The following is a 15,393-nucleotide window of genomic DNA, read 5'->3' on the forward strand; positions in this document are numbered from 1 at the left end:
TCCCCGGAAACGCTGAAGCGCCGGAGGCGGGCCTCCGGCGCTTCAACAGGGGTGGATCAGTGGTACTGCTTCACCTTGAACGGGGTGACCGTGCCGGCCCCGCCCTTGCAGTGCGCGCCCGACAGGCCGACCACCGTGACGGCGTTGACGGCGACACCGCAGACGTTCACCGGAACCGAAACCGGGGCGACGACCTGGTTACGGTTCAGGCTGCCGTTGAGGATGTTGATGTCCGCGGCGGCCGGGGTGCCGCCGAGCGTCATGCCGTAGGCGGCGGCCGCGACGGCACCGGTGAGCGTGAGCTTCTTGAGCATGGGGGGTCCTCCATCGAACCGACTGATGTCACATCTGATGCCGCCGATCCATGAAATCGGCGTCACATGTTGTAGTCAGTCAGCTACCCAAAGGTAAGGGAAAGAGAATCCCGGGGCCGTCCCCAAACGTTCACCGCTCAGTGATCTAGCCGTTACTCTTCGTGACTAGCTTGACCGCTTTTCACCATGCCCGTCTCATATGCGAACACCACGGCCTGCACCCGGTCACGGAGATCGAGCTTGGCGAGGATCCGGCCCATGTGCGTCTTGACGGTGGCCTCCGAGACGTAGAGCCGCTGCGCGACCTCACCGTTGGAGAGCCCGCGCGCCACCAGCAGCAGCACCTCGACCTCGCGAGCGGTGAGCGAGGCCAGCGCGGTCTCCCGGGGGGCGTCGCCCTCGGGCAGGTGCATCGCGAACCGGTCGAGCAGCCGGCGGGTGGTGCTCGGCGCCACCACCGCGTCACCCGAGTGCACCGCCCTGATCGCCTCGACCAGATGGGCCGGGCCGGCGTCCTTGAGCAGGAAGCCGGCCGCCCCGGCCTTGATCGCGGCGAAGGCGTACTCGTCCAGGTCGAAGGTGGTCAGGATGATCACCTTGGGGCCGTCCGAGCCGATCCGCCGGGTGGCCTCGATGCCGTCCAGCCGCGGCATCCGCACGTCCATCAGCACCACGTCGGCCGGGGTGGTGCGCAGCAGCTCCACCGCCCGCGCGCCGTCGCCCGCCTCGCCCACCACCTCGATCCCGGGCTGCGCGTCCAGCACCATCTTGAAGCCGGCCCGGACCAGCTCCTGGTCGTCGACCAGGACCACCCTGATGTTGTCGGTCACACCCGTGTCTCCTCACGCACCGGGATCAGCGCCACGACCTCGTACCCGCCGCCGGGACGCGGGCCGGCGCGCACCGAGCCGCCGTAGACCGCGACGCGCTCGCGCATCCCGACCAGGCCGTGCCCGGCGCCGTCACCGGGCGCCGCCGCGCCCCGGCCGTCGTCGGTGACCCGCACCTCCAGGGCGTCATCACCGTAGTGCAGCCGCACCTGGGCGCTGGCCCGGGGACCGCCGTGCTTCAGCGTGTTGGTCAGCGCCTCCTGCACCACCCGGAAGACGGTGAGCTGCCGGCCCTCCGACAGCTCCAGCGGCACCCCCGCCACCTCGAACTCCAGCGGCAGGCCGGCCGAGCGGATCTGCTCCACCAGGTCGGCGAGCTGCTCGACGCCCGGCTGCGGCGCGTAGGACCCGGCGTCGTCGTCCTCCCGGAGCACCCCGAGCAGCCGCCGCATCTCCGCCAGGGCGTGCCGGCCGGTGTCCCCGATCGTCTCCAGCGCCCGCCGCGCCCGCTCGACGTCCGTCTCGATGGCGAAGGAGGCGCCGTCGGCCTGCACCACCATCACGCTGACGTTGTGCGCGACGACGTCGTGCAGCTCCCGGGCGATCCGGGCCCGCTCGGCCGCCATCGCGATCTGCACCTGGGTGTCGCGCTCGCGCTCCGCCCGCTCGGCCCGCTCCTCCACCGAGCTGTAGTACGCCCGCCGGGTCCGGATGTAGACCCCGAGGATCCACCACGCGGCGACGAAGAACGACCAGGACAGGAACATGTCCCGGTGGGCGTCCCAGTCCCTGCTGTCGACCTCGCGGAGCACCTCCAGCAGGGCGCCCAGCTCGACCACCGCCCAGGCCGCGACGGCCCACCGCAGGCTCAGCTCGGCCGCCATCGTGTACATGGCGACCAGCACCGCCAGGTTGGCGGGGAGCGCCTGGATCCCGACCAGCCACTGCACGAACGAGACCAGCGCGACGAACGCGAAGACGCCTCTCGGCCATCGCCGCCGCAGGGCCAGCGGCAGGCACAGCATCAGCGTCAGCGCCAGGCAGGCCCACTCGTTCGGCGGCGTCGGCATGCCCGGCGCCGGCTCGCCCAGCGGCGACGGCCCGGTGATCTGCGGGATCATCAGCAGCGAGATGCCCAGCAGCGGCAGCATGAAGGCGAAGTCGACCAGGATCCGCTGGCCCCGCCACCATTCCCACGCTCTTCGCACCATGCCCGGCAGCGTACGGAACCTCCGAACCGGGCGGATCGCCCCTGAGGCTGACCCGCCGTACGCCTCCGGTCGTCCCCTCGCGAAAGCCGGTAGCGTCACCACCACACCGGCGGAGAAAAGGTTGGGACCTTGGGCTGGCTGACCTGGCGGGACGCGATGGACCAGGCGCTGTACGGGAAGGGCGGCTTCTACCGGCGGGGCGAGCGGCCCGCCGCGCACTTCCGCACCTCGGTGCACGCGTCGCAGCGGTACGCCGCCGCGTTCGCCGCGCTGCTGGCCGAGGTCGACGCCGCGCTCGGCCACCCCGCCCGGCTGGACCTGGTCGACATGGGCGCCGGCTGCGGCCGTTTACTCGCCGACATCCTCGCCGCCGCCCCGCCACACCTGGCCGCCCGGCTGGCCCCGGTCGCGGTCGAGGTGGCGCCGCGCCCGCCCGGCGTCCCGGAGCCGATCGAGTGGCGAACCGAACCGCCCGCCGCGATCACCGGACTGGTCATCGCCAACGAGTGGCTGGACAACGTGCCGCTCGACGTCGTCGAGCTCACCCCGGACGGCCCGCGGACCGTCCTCGTCGACCCCGCCGCCGGATCCGAACGGCCGGGCGGGCGGCCCGATCCCGCCGACCGCGCCTGGCTGGCCGAGTGGTGGCCGCTGCGCGAGCCGGGCGACCGGGCCGAGGTGGGGCGCCGCCGCGACGAGATGTGGGCCGGGATCCTCGGCCGGCTACGCCGCGGGCTGGCGATCGCCGTCGACTACGGCCACGACCGCACGGCCCGCCCGCCGCACGGCACGCTGACCGGTTACCGGGACGGCCACGGGGTGCCCCCGGTACCGGACGGGTCGTGCGACATCACCGCGCACGTGGCGCTGGACTCCTGCGCCGCGGCCGGCACCCGGGCCGGCGCCACCGCGACGCTGCGCACCACCCAGCGCGCCGCGCTCCGGGCGCTGGGCCTGTCGGGCGCCCGCCCGCCGATCGAGCTGGCCCACCGCGACCCGCGGGCGTACGTGCGGGAGCTGTGCGCGGCCGGCGAGGACGCCGAGCTGATCGACCCCGCCGGCCTCGGCGGCTTCGGCTGGCTGGTCCAAGCCGTGGACGTCCCGCTGCCGCGGGACCTGGCGGCCCTCCGGCCGGAGTGACCCGCCCGGCCTCAGACCGTCACTTGAAGCTCCTCCAGGCCGCGCAGCACGAAGCCGGGCTTCCACTTCGGTTCCTCCACCAGTGCCAGCCCGGGGGCCAGGCGCAGCAGCGCGCCGAAGGACTCGGCCAGCTCGATCCGGGCCAGCGGCGCGCCGAGGCAGTAGTGGATGCCCAGCCCGAAGGTGATGTGCGGGTTGGGGTCGCGGCCCAGGTCGAGCCGGTCGGGGTCGGCGAAGACCGCCGGGTCCCGGTTGGCGCCGGCGAACTGGAGGGCCACCTCAGCGCCCCGGGGGATGGTCACCCCGCCGACCGTGACGTCCTCCAGCACCCACCGCTCGAACATCGGCGCCGCCGTGTCGTACCGCAGCAGTTCCTCCACGGCGCTCGGGACCAGCGTGTGGTCGGCGCGCAGCCGGGCCAGCTCGCCCGGGTTCCGCAGCAGCGACCACCAGCCGTTGCCGGTGGCGTTCACCGTGGCCTCGTGCCCCGCGTTGAGCAGCAGCACGCAGGTGCCGATCAGCTCGTCCTCGCTGAGCCGGTCGCCCTCGTCGGCGACCTGGGCCAGGGAACTGATCAGGTCGACGCGGGGGTCGCGGCGGCGGGCCCGGGCCAGCTCGCGCAGGTAGCCGGAGAACTCCACCGCGGCGGCCACCGCCGTCCGCTGCGTCTGCGCGGACGGGTTGAGCTCGTACATCCCGCAGATGTCGGCCGACCAGGGGCGCAGCAGCGGCCGGTCGGACTCGGGGATGCCGAGCATCTCGGCGATCACCGTGACCGGCAGCGGCTCGGCCACCCGCGTCAGCAGGTCGCCCCCGCCCTCGGCGACGAACGCTCCCGCCAGTTCCTCGGCCAGCCGCCGGACCGTCGGCCGCAGCCCCTCCACCATGCGGGCGGTGAAGGCGCGGGAGACCAGCCGGCGCAGCCGGGTGTGCGCGGGCGGCTCGACGTCGAGCATCCCCGCCCGGATCAGGTCCCAGAACGGCGTGAGGAAGTCGGCTTCGGCCGGTTGCCCGAACTCCTCGTGGGTGGCCAGGTGCAGGTAGGAGCGGCCCAGCCGGCGGTCGCGCAGCAGCGCGTCCACGTCCGCGTACCGGGTGACCACCCACTGCCCGGTGGGTTCGTGGAAGAACACGGGACGCTCGGCGCGCAGCGCGGCGTAGGCGGGGTACGGGTCCGCCACGAAATCCGGTGACCAGGGGTCATAGGGGATGTTTCCCATGGCCCTGACCTTAATGGGCCCCTACCGGGCCCAGCGCGCGGTGTTCCCGCTGCGTGCCCGGGCCACCCGGGCGCGCTCCGCGGTGGCCTCGACGATCGCCCGCGCCTCGCCGAGGTCGCGGTCGATCGCGGTCACCTCCACCGGACCTGTTGGCGCGTCCACGTGCACCGTCCCCAGCCCGAGCAGCCGCTGCACCGGGTTCGCCGTCAGCCGGACGGACTGCGCCCGCGCGTGCGCGATCACCTCCGTGCGGTGGCAGAGCAGCCCGCGCCGGGTCACGAACACCACGTCGTCGGTACCCGCCGCGGCCACCCGCCCGCCGCGCGCGGCCGGCAGCAGCGGCACCGCGTCCACGGTCGCCCCCGGGAAGACCTGGGCGACCAGGGCGAGCGCCACCTGCCGGGGGGCGGCCGGCAGCAGCACCGACGACAGCGCCTGCCGCTCGCCCGTGTAGCCCGCCACCGTCACGTCCACCCGGGCCCAGCCCGGCCCGCGCCACAGCAGCGGCTCGACGATCCGTACCGCCTGCACCCGGCCCGGCGGGACGGTCTGCATCCGCGTCTCCAGCAGGCCGTACCGCAGCCGCAGCCCGTCGGGCGAGGCCGCCGCGGTGAAACCGCCGTACATGATCAGCGGCGCGGTGACGGCGCCCAGCAACCCGAGCAGCGCGGGGATCGCCCCGGCGAGCACGCCGGCCTCGCCCCGCGCGATGCCGAACCCGACCAGGAACAGGAAGAGCACGATGGTGCCGAGCACCGGCAGCTTGAACAGCAGCGAGCCGAGCAGGGTGCCGAACGGCACCCGCCACAGCGGCCGCTCCGGCGCCTCCGGGGTGTGGCCGGGCAGCCCCGCGGCGCGGGCCAGCAGTTCGGCCCGCAACTGCTGGCCGGCGGACCGGCCGAGGTAACGCAACGCGATCTCGCTGCGGTCGCCGCCGGCCAGCTCCACCCTGATCTCGGTCAGCCCGAACAGCCGGGTGATCAGGGGCCGGACGACGTCGATGGCCTGGATCCGCGACAGCGGGATCAGCCGCTTGCGGCGGCGCAGCAGGCCGGTCTCCACCACCAGGTCGTCGTGTTCGATGCGGAAGCGCAGCGCCAGCCAGGTCCACAGCCCCGCCACCGCAGCGATCACCGCGAAGGGGATGGTGACGATCGCGAACCGGGCGACCACCGCCGGGCCGAGCACCAGCACCACCCCGTCCTCGGTCTGCGTGAGCAGCAACGAGAACCCGATCAACACAAAGTAGATGATCATGATGATCGCCGCGCGCAGCGGCGCGGTGGCCCAGTGCAGCCGGTGCGTGCCCTCGGAGAACCGCACCGGCGGCGGCCCGTAGGGCTGACCAGGCGGATAACCCGAATACGGCGGATACGGCCCTGCCCCGTAGGACCCCCGCGGCGGACCGCCGTACGGCCCCGGACTTCCATACGGACCGTGCGGCCCCGACTGCGGACTCCCGTACGGTCCCGGACCTCCGGACGGTCCGTGCGGCCCCGGCTGCGGACTCCCGTACGGCGGCCCGTACGGGTCCGGCGGCGGACCTCCGTGCCCCGATGCACCGTACGGCCCGTACCCGAGGTGCGGCTGGTACCCGCCGGGCCCGTAAGGGCCGGTCACAGCCCCATGCTCCGTTCCTCGCCGCGCTGGGCCAAGCGGTCGCGCAGCTGCGCGGCCTCCCCCTTGGGCAGGCCCGGGATCCGGGCGTCGGTGGTCGCCGCCGCGGTGTGCAGCCGGACGGTCGCGATCCCCAGCATCTGCTCCACCGGCCCGGCGGTCACGTCGACGTACTGCATCCGCCCGTACGGGACCACCACCAGGCGCTTGACGAACACCCCGTACGACACCACCAGGTCGTCGGACCGCTCGGCGTAACCCCACGACCGGTAGGCGAGCTCCGCCACGATCCAGCCCAGACCGCACGCGACGACCACCGCGACCACCCACAGCAGCGCGGGCAGCCCCCCGGCCACCCACAGCACCACCAGCCCACCGAACAGCGCGACCGGCAGCCCCCACAGCAGCGCGCTCACCCGGCGGTGCCAGGTGAACCGGGACGAGACCCCGACCCAGGTCATCCCGTCCGGCGACGAGAACGCCCGGTCCGCCGGATACGCCGGGGCGGCGACCGGCCGCGCCGGGCGCGGGGCCGCCCCGTCCTCGGGCGGGTACATCTGCGGCGGCCCGGCCGGATGCGGGCGCCCGGCAGGGTACTGGACGGCCGGCCCCTCCCCGGCGGGCGGGTACGCTCCCCCACTGCCCGGCTGCGGCGGAGGAGCCGAGCCCTCTCCACCGAACGGGTACGGCTGTGCCTGTCCCCCCTCGGCCCCGCCGCCCGGCTGCCCCGCAGGCGGGTACGGCCGCGCGGGCCCCTCCGATGGAACCGGCGAACCCTCCTCCATGTCGCCACCCGAACGCTCCGCGGGCGGGTGCGGCCGCGCGGCGGTCTCTTCCCCGGCCTCACCGCCCGGACGCCCCTTGGACAGGTGCGGTCGCGCGGGTCCCGGCCCGGCTCCGTTGCCCGGACGCGGCGGGCCGGCCGCCCCTCCATCCTCGGGCGGGTACGGCCGCCCAGGTTCCGGCCCGGCCCCGTTGTCCGGACGCGGCGGGCCGGCCGCCCCCTCACCCTCGGGCGGGTACGACCCCCCGGGTTCCGCTCCGGCTCCGCCGTCCGCGGGCGCGGCGTCCTCGCGGGCCGCGCCGTTCGGCGGTGCGGGCGGGCCTGCGGCCCCGGGCGGCGGCGGTGGCTGCTCCCCGGGTGCGCCGTCCCCGGGCGGTGGCTGGCTGGCGTTCATGGTGAAGCCAGTCAACCGGAACCACCGGCGTCCCGCGAGCCCCGCCGTGGCACGATTGGTTCATGGAGACGCGGACCGTGGGAATCGGGGCGGGTGCCAAGGAGCTCGCCACCGAGGACATGGTGCTCAACATCGGGCCGCAGCACCCGTCCACCCACGGCGTGCTTCGGCTCCGGCTGACCCTGGACGGCGAGCGCATCTCCGCCGCCGAACCCATCGTCGGCTACATGCACCGGGGCGCGGAGAAGCTGTTCGAGGTCCGCGATTTCCGGCAGATCATCGTGCTGGCCAACCGGCACGACTGGCTGTCGGCGTTCGCCAACGAGCTGGGCGTGGTCATCGCGGTCGAGCGGATGCTCGGCATGGAGGTGCCCGAGCGCGCCGTCTGGGCCCGCACCCTGCTGGCCGAGCTGAACCGGGTGCTCAACCACCTGATGTTCCTGGGCTCCTACCCGCTGGAGGTCGGCGCGATAACGCCGATCTTCTACTCCTTCCGCGAGCGCGAGGAGTTGCAGCGGGTGATGGAGGAGATCTCCGGCGGCCGGATGCACTACATGTTCAACCGGGTGGGCGGCCTGAAGGAGGACCTGCCCGCCGGCTGGCTCGGCCGGACCCGCGCGGCCGTGGCGTCCGTCCGGTCCCGGATGTCCGACATCGACGACCTGATCATGGGCAACGAGATCTTCCGCGCCCGCACCCGGGGCGTCGGCGTGCTCACCCCCGAGCAGATCCAGCAGTACGGCGTGTCCGGCCCGATCGCCCGCGCCTCCGGTGTCGACTTCGACCTGCGCCGGGACGAACCGTACCTGGCCTACGGCGACCTCGACGTCCGGGTGGTGACGCGCACCGAGGGCGACTGCCTGGCCCGCTTCGAGTGCCTCCTGGACCAGGTGCACGCCTCCCTGGACCTGGCCGACACCTGCCTGACCCGCCTGGCCGACCTGCCCCCCGGCCCGATCAACCAGCGCCTCCCCAAGGTCCTGAAGGTCCCCCAGGGCCACACCTACGCCTGGACCGAGAACCCGCTCGGCATCAACGGCTACTACCTGGTCTCCCGCGGCGAGAAGACACCCTGGCGCCTCAAACTCCGCTCCGCGTCCTTCAACAACATCCAGGTCCTGTCCGAAATGCTCCCCGGCACCCTCGTCGCCGACATGATCGCCATCCTCGGCTCCATGTTCTTCGTCGTCGGCGACATCGACAAGTAGGCGCCCCACCCATGAATGGTCGTCTGGTGAGGGCGGAGTCCTGGCATGAGCGACAGGCTTGAGTGCTCCCAGACCGCACATGGCGGATCCCTTCCGCGCCGCGGAGGAGCGGCCGGTGTGCCGGTGATCAGAGATCATCGGAGTCGACCTCGTGCATCACCCCGTCCGACCCCCTGCGGAAACGCCGCGGCTTTCCCATCCTCTGCAGCACCGCCGCGTACGCGGCTTCGCGCGCTGCCTGTTCCTCGCCGGACGGATCGGTCACCCGGAAGCCGTGCAGGTGGACGCCTTCCGGGTCGATCTCGTCGGGATGGCCTTCCACGGCGAAGCCGAACAGCGCGCACAACGCCTCATCACCCAGTTCCAGCGGATGGAACGGCAACGGGTACGGCCCCCGGTCGGGCCAGCCCGACACGGGCACAACGGGATACTCCCCCGCCCAGTACGGCAGCTCGAACTCGTACGGCTCGCCGATGTTCTCCGCAATGCCCCCGTTGGGTGACAGGCTCAGCGACCGGATCAGCTCGCCGTCCTCCCAGACCGCGAAACAGCACCAGTCCGAGACCGAGTGCATCCCGTGCATGATGATCCGCCTGCCCGCGCCGACCGCACGCAGATGCTCGGGGAGCTCGGACGGACGGTCGAGCACGAGCCGCCGGTCGCAGAACACCTCCGCCCCGGCCAGCTTCGTGGCGTAGGTGATGTCGTCCGGTGGGTAGACGTAGTCCCACAGCGTGCCGTCCTCGACAGGCTCGACGCGGTAACCCGGGTGAATCCGACGCACCAGCATCTCGGTCTCGTCCCGCTGCGAGCGCGTCGCACCCAGCAGTGCGGGACGGATGTCACCGTCGGCGAACGCCAGCAGTGCCGTCTTCGCTCCCATACCGCTCCTCCAGATCCTCGGCTCGCGGACAAGCGGCTGCACCCTACTGACCACCAAGGACACTGCGTACTCGATGGGCTCGACGCAGCCGTGGTGGGCGCGCCGGGTGGGTGAGATCATCGCTTGATCCGTCATTCGCGACGATCTCCCGAAAGAGACCGACATGAACGTCTTCCTCTGGGTCCTGCAGAGCCTGCTCGCGGGCATGTTCGCCATGGTCGGTTTCATGAAGACCACTCAGCCCAAGGAGGAGCTGGCGCCCAGGATCCCCTGGGTCGAGGACTACTCCGCCACCACCGTCAGGTTCATCGGCGCCGTGGAGTTCCTCGCCGCGCTCGGGCTGATCCTGCCCGCCGCCACCGGCATCATCCCGGCGCTCACCCCGCTGGCCGCCACCGGCCTGGCGATCATCATGGTCCTCGCCACGGTCGTCCACGCCCGCCGCAAGGAGTTCCAGGGGGTCGCGTTCAACATCGTGCTGCTGGCGCTCTGCGCCGCCGTCGCCTGGGGCCGCTTCGGCCCCTACCCTTTCTGAGCTCTCGTTCGTGATCCTTGAGGATCACGAACGAGCGGCGTGTTCAGGCTCGCGGTTGGACCAGGCGCGGCGTCCGCGTTCGGAACGGAGCCGGGCGCCGAGCCTTCGCCGCTCCCCAGCGGTGGTCATCATCTTCCTTTCCGGTCGCCGTGCTCCGGATCGCTCCCCATCATGCCCTTGCCCTTGGGCCTTCCGAGATGGATTACTGAGAGTGGGCACCACTCAACGCTGAGAATGCAGGCGGGCCCGCCCCGAGGGAGATCACCGTGAGCGCTCTCCGGAGGGTGCCCCTCCGCTGTCAGGACGAAAGGAGCCGCCCGATGGGCAAGCACAGTGCGCCCGAGCCGCCGAACCCCAAGCCTCCGCCGCCGCCGAACCCCGACAAGAAGCCCGACGGTGGCGGGACGCGCGGCAAATGACCGGTGCGCGGCGCCTTGAGGCGCTGATCGATCGGCTGGCAACGGTCGGCTGGCTCAAGAGCCCGGAGATACGGAAGGCGTTGCACGCCGTCCCCCGGCAGATGTTCGTACCTCCGGTAGCGCTGGTCAGCCCGCTGGGAGAGGACTATCTGATCGACGAGGGGCGTGATCCGGCCGCCTGGCTGGACGCCGCCTACTCCGACGACCCGATCGTGACGCAGATCGAGGACGGGGCCGTCCCGCTGGAGGGCGGCAAGGGCGACTTCACCTCCTCGTGTTCGGCGCCCAGCACGGTCGTGGCGTTGCTGGAACTGCTCCAGGCCGAGCGCGGCCACCGGGTTCTGGAGATCGGGACCGGGACCGGATGGACGGCCGGCCTGCTGTGCGAACTGGTCGGCGAGAAGTACGTCACCAGCGTCGAGATCGACCCGCAGGTCGCGGACCGGGCCGCCCGGAACCTGCGCGAGGCCGGGCGATCGCCCCGGCTGGTGGTGGGCGACGGCGTCAAGGGCTCCCCCGAGGGGGCTCCCTACGACCGCGTTCACGTCACCTGCGGGGTGCGGGAGGTCCCGTACGCCTGGGTGGAGCAGACGCGGCCCGGCGGGGTGGCCGTGCTGCCCTACAGCCCCGGATTCGGCTACAGCCACGAACTACGGCTCGTGGTGATGCCAGACGGCACCGCCCTGGGCCGTTTCCCCGGGCACGCCTCGTACATGATGCTCCGCTCCCAGCGGAAACCCGATCTCGACTTCGGGGACGCGGAGGCGTCCCGTTCCGTGACCCGGACCGACCCGCGCACCATCGGCTACGCCTCACCCGGAGCCGACCTGGCGATGTCGGCCGCCCTGGGGGACGTCTTCTCCCAGGGGCACGAGGAGGACGGCGTCTACACGCTGTGGCTGTGGTCGCCCTCCGGGTCCTGGGCCACGGCCATCCACCGGCCGGACCAGCAGGAGTACGAGATCCGGCAGGCCGGGGACCGGCGCCTGTGGGAAGAGACCGAGACCGCCTACTTCCGGTGGGTGACCCGAGGTGAACCGGGCCGCGACCGCTTCGGCATGACCGTCACCCCCGCCGGCCAACGGATCTGGCTGGACAGCCCGGACAACCTCATCTGAGTCCACCGACCCCCGCCCGGGGCAAAGGGGAAACCCGAATACAGGGGTTTCCCATAGAGGCACGCGGTTTGGTCAGGCGAGTTGCAGTGGCCAGACCCTGATGCCCTTGGACGCCCAGGGTTCGGGGGTGTCGCCCTGGGCGAGGCGTTCGAGCCAGCGGATCTGGTCCACGCAGTAGATGTGGGTGGGGCTGCCCTCGGTGACGGTGATGATGGGGCCCTGGGTGCCGCGTTTGCCGTGGCCGTAGAGCATCATCCGGCAGGCGTCATCGACTTCTTCGATCGCGAACGAGCAGGGGAAGTTGAACAGGAAGATCTTGAACGCGGGGTGCTTGGTGCTGAGGGCGTGCAGGGGGCGGAGGATTTCGCGGACGTAGCGGTCGGGGTCTTCCATGGCGGCCTCGGCCGGTTCGATGCGGTACCGGTCGCGGCGTGAGTCGCAGTAGGGATCCATGATGAACAACTGGACCGGGACGCCCGCGGCGGCCTTCTCCTCGAAGACGGGCAGTACTTCGTCGCGGGCGTAGTAGTTGCGGGTCAGGCCGAACATGTTGATGCGCTGCCGGGCGGCCTTGATCCGGTCGAGCAGGTCCTGTTGGGACTCCTCGCCGGTGTAGGGGTAGGCGTCGATGATCCCCGCTCGTTGCAGATGACCTACATACGGTTCCATGGCACGGACACCTCCGATGCGGTCACGTGATGGACTCATTCCAGCGGAAGATCGCTAACTCGAAAGTCCGCGTGCCTGAGTCAGGGCCTCGTGGTACTCCTGCGCCCACTCGGAGTCCTGCTGGTCGGGCGGCAGGGTCGAGAGGCCGGCGGCGATGCGTTCGGCCGCCGCGGTGGGCTCACCAAGGGCCAGCAGGGCTATGCCGAAGTTCAGATGGTGGTAGTCGGGGGTCAGCCAGTAGGCGGTGCCGGGCGGCAATGCGCGGGCGGCCCGGTCTGTCAGTGCGGCGGCCTCGTCGAGCAGTTCCCGGGCGGTGGCATGATCTCCAAGCATGGCGTGCGCCTGCGCCGCCTGGACCGCGTCGCCGAGACGTTGAGCGGGATGTGCTCCAGGCGTGTGATAAGCGATCATGAAATGACGGATCGCGCCCCGCGGGCGTTTCTGATGGCGCGACAGATAGCCCTTGAAGTTGGCGGCCTGTGCGGCAAGGGTTCCGTCCTTGGCGTCGTCGGCCATTTCCTCCGCTTCGGTCAGCAGCCGCATGGCCGGAGCGCCGTCGTTCATCTCCGCGTACAGCCACCCGTGGAACTGCACCCATTCGGCCGCGACCGGAGCCAGCGCGGCGCGGATCGCGCCTCGGGCCTCGCTGAGAAGCTGGGTCGCGGTGGCGGCCTGGGTGGCCGTGGCGGACAGGATGGCGGTAGGTCCCAGCGAGTCGTCCAACCGGCGCTGAGCAGCAAGGATCGTCGCCAACGACTCGACGACCGCCAGGTCCAGCCGTGCCGGTCTGGCAATGGCGAGGTTCAGCCGTTCTTCGTCGTCCGGGGTGAAATCCTCGCCGATGCCCGGCAGGCGCCACACCGACGGGGGACCTCCCTCTCCGGCGAATAGATCATCTCGGTCCATACCGAACACAGTGGCATAAGCAACCCGGTAACGCTTGCTCACGCCTCCCTTGCCCGCTTCCCAGCGCTTGACGTAGGACAGCAACGTTTCCGCGCTCGGGTAGGGCTGGGGGTCGGCGCCGAACAGACGGCGGGCCATTTCCCGTTTCGACCAGCCGCGGCGGCAACGCTCGGCGGCCAGCCGGTCGCCGATTATGCGCAGTTCGTGGGCGTTCTTGGTCATATGCCGCACACCTTCGGATCTACATCCCGGATTACCCCCGGGGCGCAATCCATAATGCCCCCTCCTGCTCGCCGGGTGACGCGGTTTGACTGGCTGTAATCCATGAAGCGCAGGCGGCCCCGGGGCGGCGCCACCAACGCCGTCTCCCGGGGCCTTGATCGGACGTAGGAGGTCCGACCCATGAGCAAGGTAGCCGAGACCATGACGGCGGCGAGGACGCTCCCGTGGGGCGTGCCGGAGTTCGACCCCGAACAGGTGGCGGCCCGGATACAGGACCGCTTTCCGGGGGTGTGCGCCTGGTTCGGGGAGTACACCGGGCAGTGGTGGGCGCTGACCCGGTGGGGGCTGATCGAAGCCCCCGGCCCGGCGGAGCTCGTCAGGCGGCTGGAGGGCGAAGCATGGCGGAGGCGTTCTCTCCCGGTTCCGCCGCGGGGCGTCCGCACCGGCCCGGACGGGCGGATGACCGGCGAGCCGTACCGGGCCGGTCCGCCCGCGAGCCCCCGGCGGGAGCGGGCGGTGGCGCGGCGGCGCGGGTTCTGGCAGCGGGTCCTGGGCGGTCTCGTCGCCGTGGAGGCGCGATGAGCACGCCGGTCCGCCGCGCCTTCGACCCGCCGCTCCTGTTCACCTGGGACGTCCTGGGCGACCACCAGGGCGCGGCCGGGGTCACCGACGACGAGGACCAGGCCCGTGCCCGGCTGGCCGAGGCTCTGGCGGGCGCGCCGGCCGGGACCCGAGGCGTCGTCCGCCAGGCGCGGTTGGGCGCGTTCCCGGACGGCTACCGGTACGGCTCCCCGGTCGCGGCGGCCGAGACCACCGATGAGGGGGTGACCTGGTCGTGAGGGGCGCGGATCAGCGCGTCACAGGCGGGAGATGAGGACGTCGAGGTAGTTCGCGCGGGCCGCCGGGGTCCAGTTGGGCTCGTCCGTCGGGAGGGCGGCCCAGCCCTGCTTGCGCAGGCGTTTGAGGGTCTTGCGGATCTCGCGGCGGACCTTGGCCGGGGCGCCGCCGTAGGAGACGAACGCCTCGGTGGCCGCCGACAGGTACTCGCGGTGCACGTCCGGTGTCGCCAGCACGGCGCGCAGCCGGTCCAGCGCGTACGGGTCGCCGAGGCTCGCCGTCCGGGCCAGCGACCAGGCCGCCACCACGACGTTCCCGTCCTCGATGTAGGGGCGCAGCGTCTCGCCGACCAGGCCCCGGTACTCTCCCCCGGCCCGGTGCAGCCTGGCCAGGTTCTCCGCCGCCGCCCCGCGGACCTCCCGGTCCGGCTCGTCGCGCAGCGCCCGGCCCAGCGCCTCGACCAGGTGCGGGGTCCAGTCCTGCTCGAACCCGGGCCACAGGTCCATCAGGACGAACGCGGCGACCGCCGCCGCGCGCACGGACACGTCGGGGTCCGCCACCGCCAGGTGCGTCACCCGCTCGGCCAGCCGCAGCACCGAGGGCGGGTGGTGCCGCTCGTCCGCAAAGTACTCGATGCCGTCCACCGCCCCGGCCCGCACCGCCGCGGCCGGGTGCTCCGTCATGCCCAGCAGCAGGCCGGCCGCCTCCGGGCCGGGCACGTACACCCCGAACAGCGGCAGCGCCGCGGCGAGCACGGCCGGATCCTGGTCGGGCCGGCACAGCCGCACCAGCGCCGCGGCGACCTCCGGCCGCAACTCGGGGTGGTCCACCGTGATCGGGGCCCGGTCCAGCGCCCGCAGCGCCAGCAGCACCCCCTCGGCGGGCTCGCCCGCGCAGACCGCCAGCGCCTGCCGGACCAGCCCGGGCACGTCCCGGTCCAGAGCCTCTTCCAGCAGGTCGTCCCGCCGGTCGGCGGGTGCCCGCAGCAGTGCCGGAAACACTGCCGTCCCCGCGGGCGACGCCGCCGACCGCAACCCCTCGTCCACCCCGTACATGCCGCCCCTCCGCCACTTCCGGACCCCGCGG

16 protein-coding genes are annotated in these 15,393 nt (G+C 72.4%); 6 read left to right on the top strand and 10 right to left on the bottom strand.

The features are described 5' to 3' along the window. Positions 1–56 precede the first annotated feature (56 nt). The 3 genes from DPM19_RS11650 to DPM19_RS11660 form a co-directional block, all read right to left on the bottom strand. Positions 57–314, bottom strand: a complete 258-nt coding sequence (locus tag DPM19_RS11650; protein ID WP_111866074.1) for a DUF320 domain-containing protein — start codon at positions 312–314, stop codon at positions 57–59. Between the two features lie 152 nt (positions 315–466). Beyond that, complete coding sequence (locus tag DPM19_RS11655) at positions 467–1,144, bottom strand: response regulator transcription factor (RefSeq protein ID WP_111866076.1); 678 nt, start codon at positions 1,142–1,144, stop codon at positions 467–469. Then, positions 1,141–2,355 (bottom strand): sensor histidine kinase, encoded by a 1,215-nt coding sequence (locus DPM19_RS11660; RefSeq protein ID WP_111866079.1) that lies wholly within the window; start codon positions 2,353–2,355, stop codon positions 1,141–1,143. Before DPM19_RS11660 ends, DPM19_RS11655 begins: the two co-directional genes overlap by 4 nt. 129 nt (positions 2,356–2,484) lie before the next feature. On the opposite strand from DPM19_RS11660, the gene DPM19_RS11665 reads away from it, so the two are divergent. After that, positions 2,485–3,495, top strand: coding sequence for an SAM-dependent methyltransferase (locus tag DPM19_RS11665; RefSeq protein ID WP_325050217.1), 1,011 nt, complete (start codon positions 2,485–2,487; stop codon positions 3,493–3,495). Between the two features lie 11 nt (positions 3,496–3,506). Here DPM19_RS11665 and DPM19_RS11670 read toward each other — a convergent pair whose 3' ends face one another. The 3 genes from DPM19_RS11670 to DPM19_RS11680 all read right to left on the bottom strand — a co-directional run bounded on the left by DPM19_RS11670 (position 3,507) and on the right by DPM19_RS11680 (position 6,889). After that, the gene (locus DPM19_RS11670) at positions 3,507–4,715 is read right to left on the bottom strand and encodes a cytochrome P450 (RefSeq protein WP_111866082.1); all 1,209 of its coding nucleotides are present in this window, start codon (positions 4,713–4,715) and stop codon (positions 3,507–3,509) included. 21 nt (positions 4,716–4,736) lie between these two features. Beyond that, positions 4,737–6,038, bottom strand: coding sequence for a PH domain-containing protein (locus DPM19_RS11675; RefSeq protein WP_233510042.1), 1,302 nt, complete (start codon positions 6,036–6,038; stop codon positions 4,737–4,739). A gap of 293 nt (positions 6,039–6,331) precedes the next feature. Next, positions 6,332–6,889, bottom strand: a complete 558-nt coding sequence (locus tag DPM19_RS11680) for a PH domain-containing protein (RefSeq protein WP_199484990.1) — start codon at positions 6,887–6,889, stop codon at positions 6,332–6,334. Between the two features lie 683 nt (positions 6,890–7,572). On the opposite strand from DPM19_RS11680, the gene DPM19_RS11685 reads away from it, so the two are divergent. Next, positions 7,573–8,718: an NADH-quinone oxidoreductase subunit D gene (locus DPM19_RS11685; RefSeq protein WP_111866088.1), complete on the top strand. Its 1,146-nt coding sequence runs from the start codon at positions 7,573–7,575 to the stop codon at positions 8,716–8,718. A 127-nt stretch (positions 8,719–8,845) separates the two neighbouring features. Here DPM19_RS11685 and DPM19_RS11690 read toward each other — a convergent pair whose 3' ends face one another. Next, positions 8,846–9,721 (bottom strand): DUF6928 family protein, encoded by an 876-nt coding sequence (locus tag DPM19_RS11690; protein WP_199484993.1) that lies wholly within the window; start codon positions 9,719–9,721, stop codon positions 8,846–8,848. A 43-nt stretch (positions 9,722–9,764) separates the two neighbouring features. Between DPM19_RS11690 and DPM19_RS11695 the strand changes: the two genes are divergently transcribed. Continuing rightward, positions 9,765–10,136: a DoxX family protein gene (locus DPM19_RS11695; RefSeq protein WP_111866093.1), complete on the top strand. Its 372-nt coding sequence runs from the start codon at positions 9,765–9,767 to the stop codon at positions 10,134–10,136. Positions 10,137–10,551: 415 nt separating this feature from the next. Continuing rightward, positions 10,552–11,673 carry a methyltransferase domain-containing protein gene (locus tag DPM19_RS11700; RefSeq protein WP_111866096.1) on the top strand — a complete coding sequence of 374 codons (1,122 nt, stop codon included), beginning with the start codon at positions 10,552–10,554 and terminating at the stop codon, positions 11,671–11,673. Positions 11,674–11,745: 72 nt separating this feature from the next. On the opposite strand, the gene DPM19_RS11705 is transcribed toward DPM19_RS11700, so the two are convergent. Both DPM19_RS11705 and DPM19_RS11710 read right to left on the bottom strand, forming a co-directional pair. Then, a complete protein-coding gene (locus DPM19_RS11705; protein ID WP_111866099.1) occupies positions 11,746–12,342 on the bottom strand; it encodes a phospholipase D-like domain-containing protein in 597 nt (198 codons plus the stop codon). Positions 12,343–12,396: 54 nt separating this feature from the next. Then, positions 12,397–13,470: a helix-turn-helix domain-containing protein gene (locus DPM19_RS11710; protein WP_199484994.1), complete on the bottom strand. Its 1,074-nt coding sequence runs from the start codon at positions 13,468–13,470 to the stop codon at positions 12,397–12,399. Positions 13,471–13,650: 180 nt separating this feature from the next. Between DPM19_RS11710 and DPM19_RS11715 the strand changes: the two genes are divergently transcribed. Next, on the top strand, positions 13,651–14,052 hold the full coding sequence (locus DPM19_RS11715) for a hypothetical protein (protein WP_111866102.1): 402 nt from the start codon (positions 13,651–13,653) through the stop codon (positions 14,050–14,052). Further along, a complete protein-coding gene (locus DPM19_RS11720) occupies positions 14,049–14,309 on the top strand; it encodes a hypothetical protein (protein WP_111866105.1) in 261 nt (86 codons plus the stop codon). Before DPM19_RS11715 ends, DPM19_RS11720 begins: the two co-directional genes overlap by 4 nt. 18 nt (positions 14,310–14,327) lie before the next feature. Here DPM19_RS11720 and DPM19_RS11725 read toward each other — a convergent pair whose 3' ends face one another. After that, positions 14,328–15,362: a HEAT repeat domain-containing protein gene (locus DPM19_RS11725; RefSeq protein ID WP_111866108.1), complete on the bottom strand. Its 1,035-nt coding sequence runs from the start codon at positions 15,360–15,362 to the stop codon at positions 14,328–14,330. Positions 15,363–15,393: the final 31 nt, after the last annotated feature.

It is taken from the genome of Actinomadura craniellae (assembly GCF_003289645.1).
Lineage (GTDB): Bacteria > Actinomycetota > Actinomycetes > Streptosporangiales > Streptosporangiaceae > Actinomadura_D > Actinomadura_D craniellae.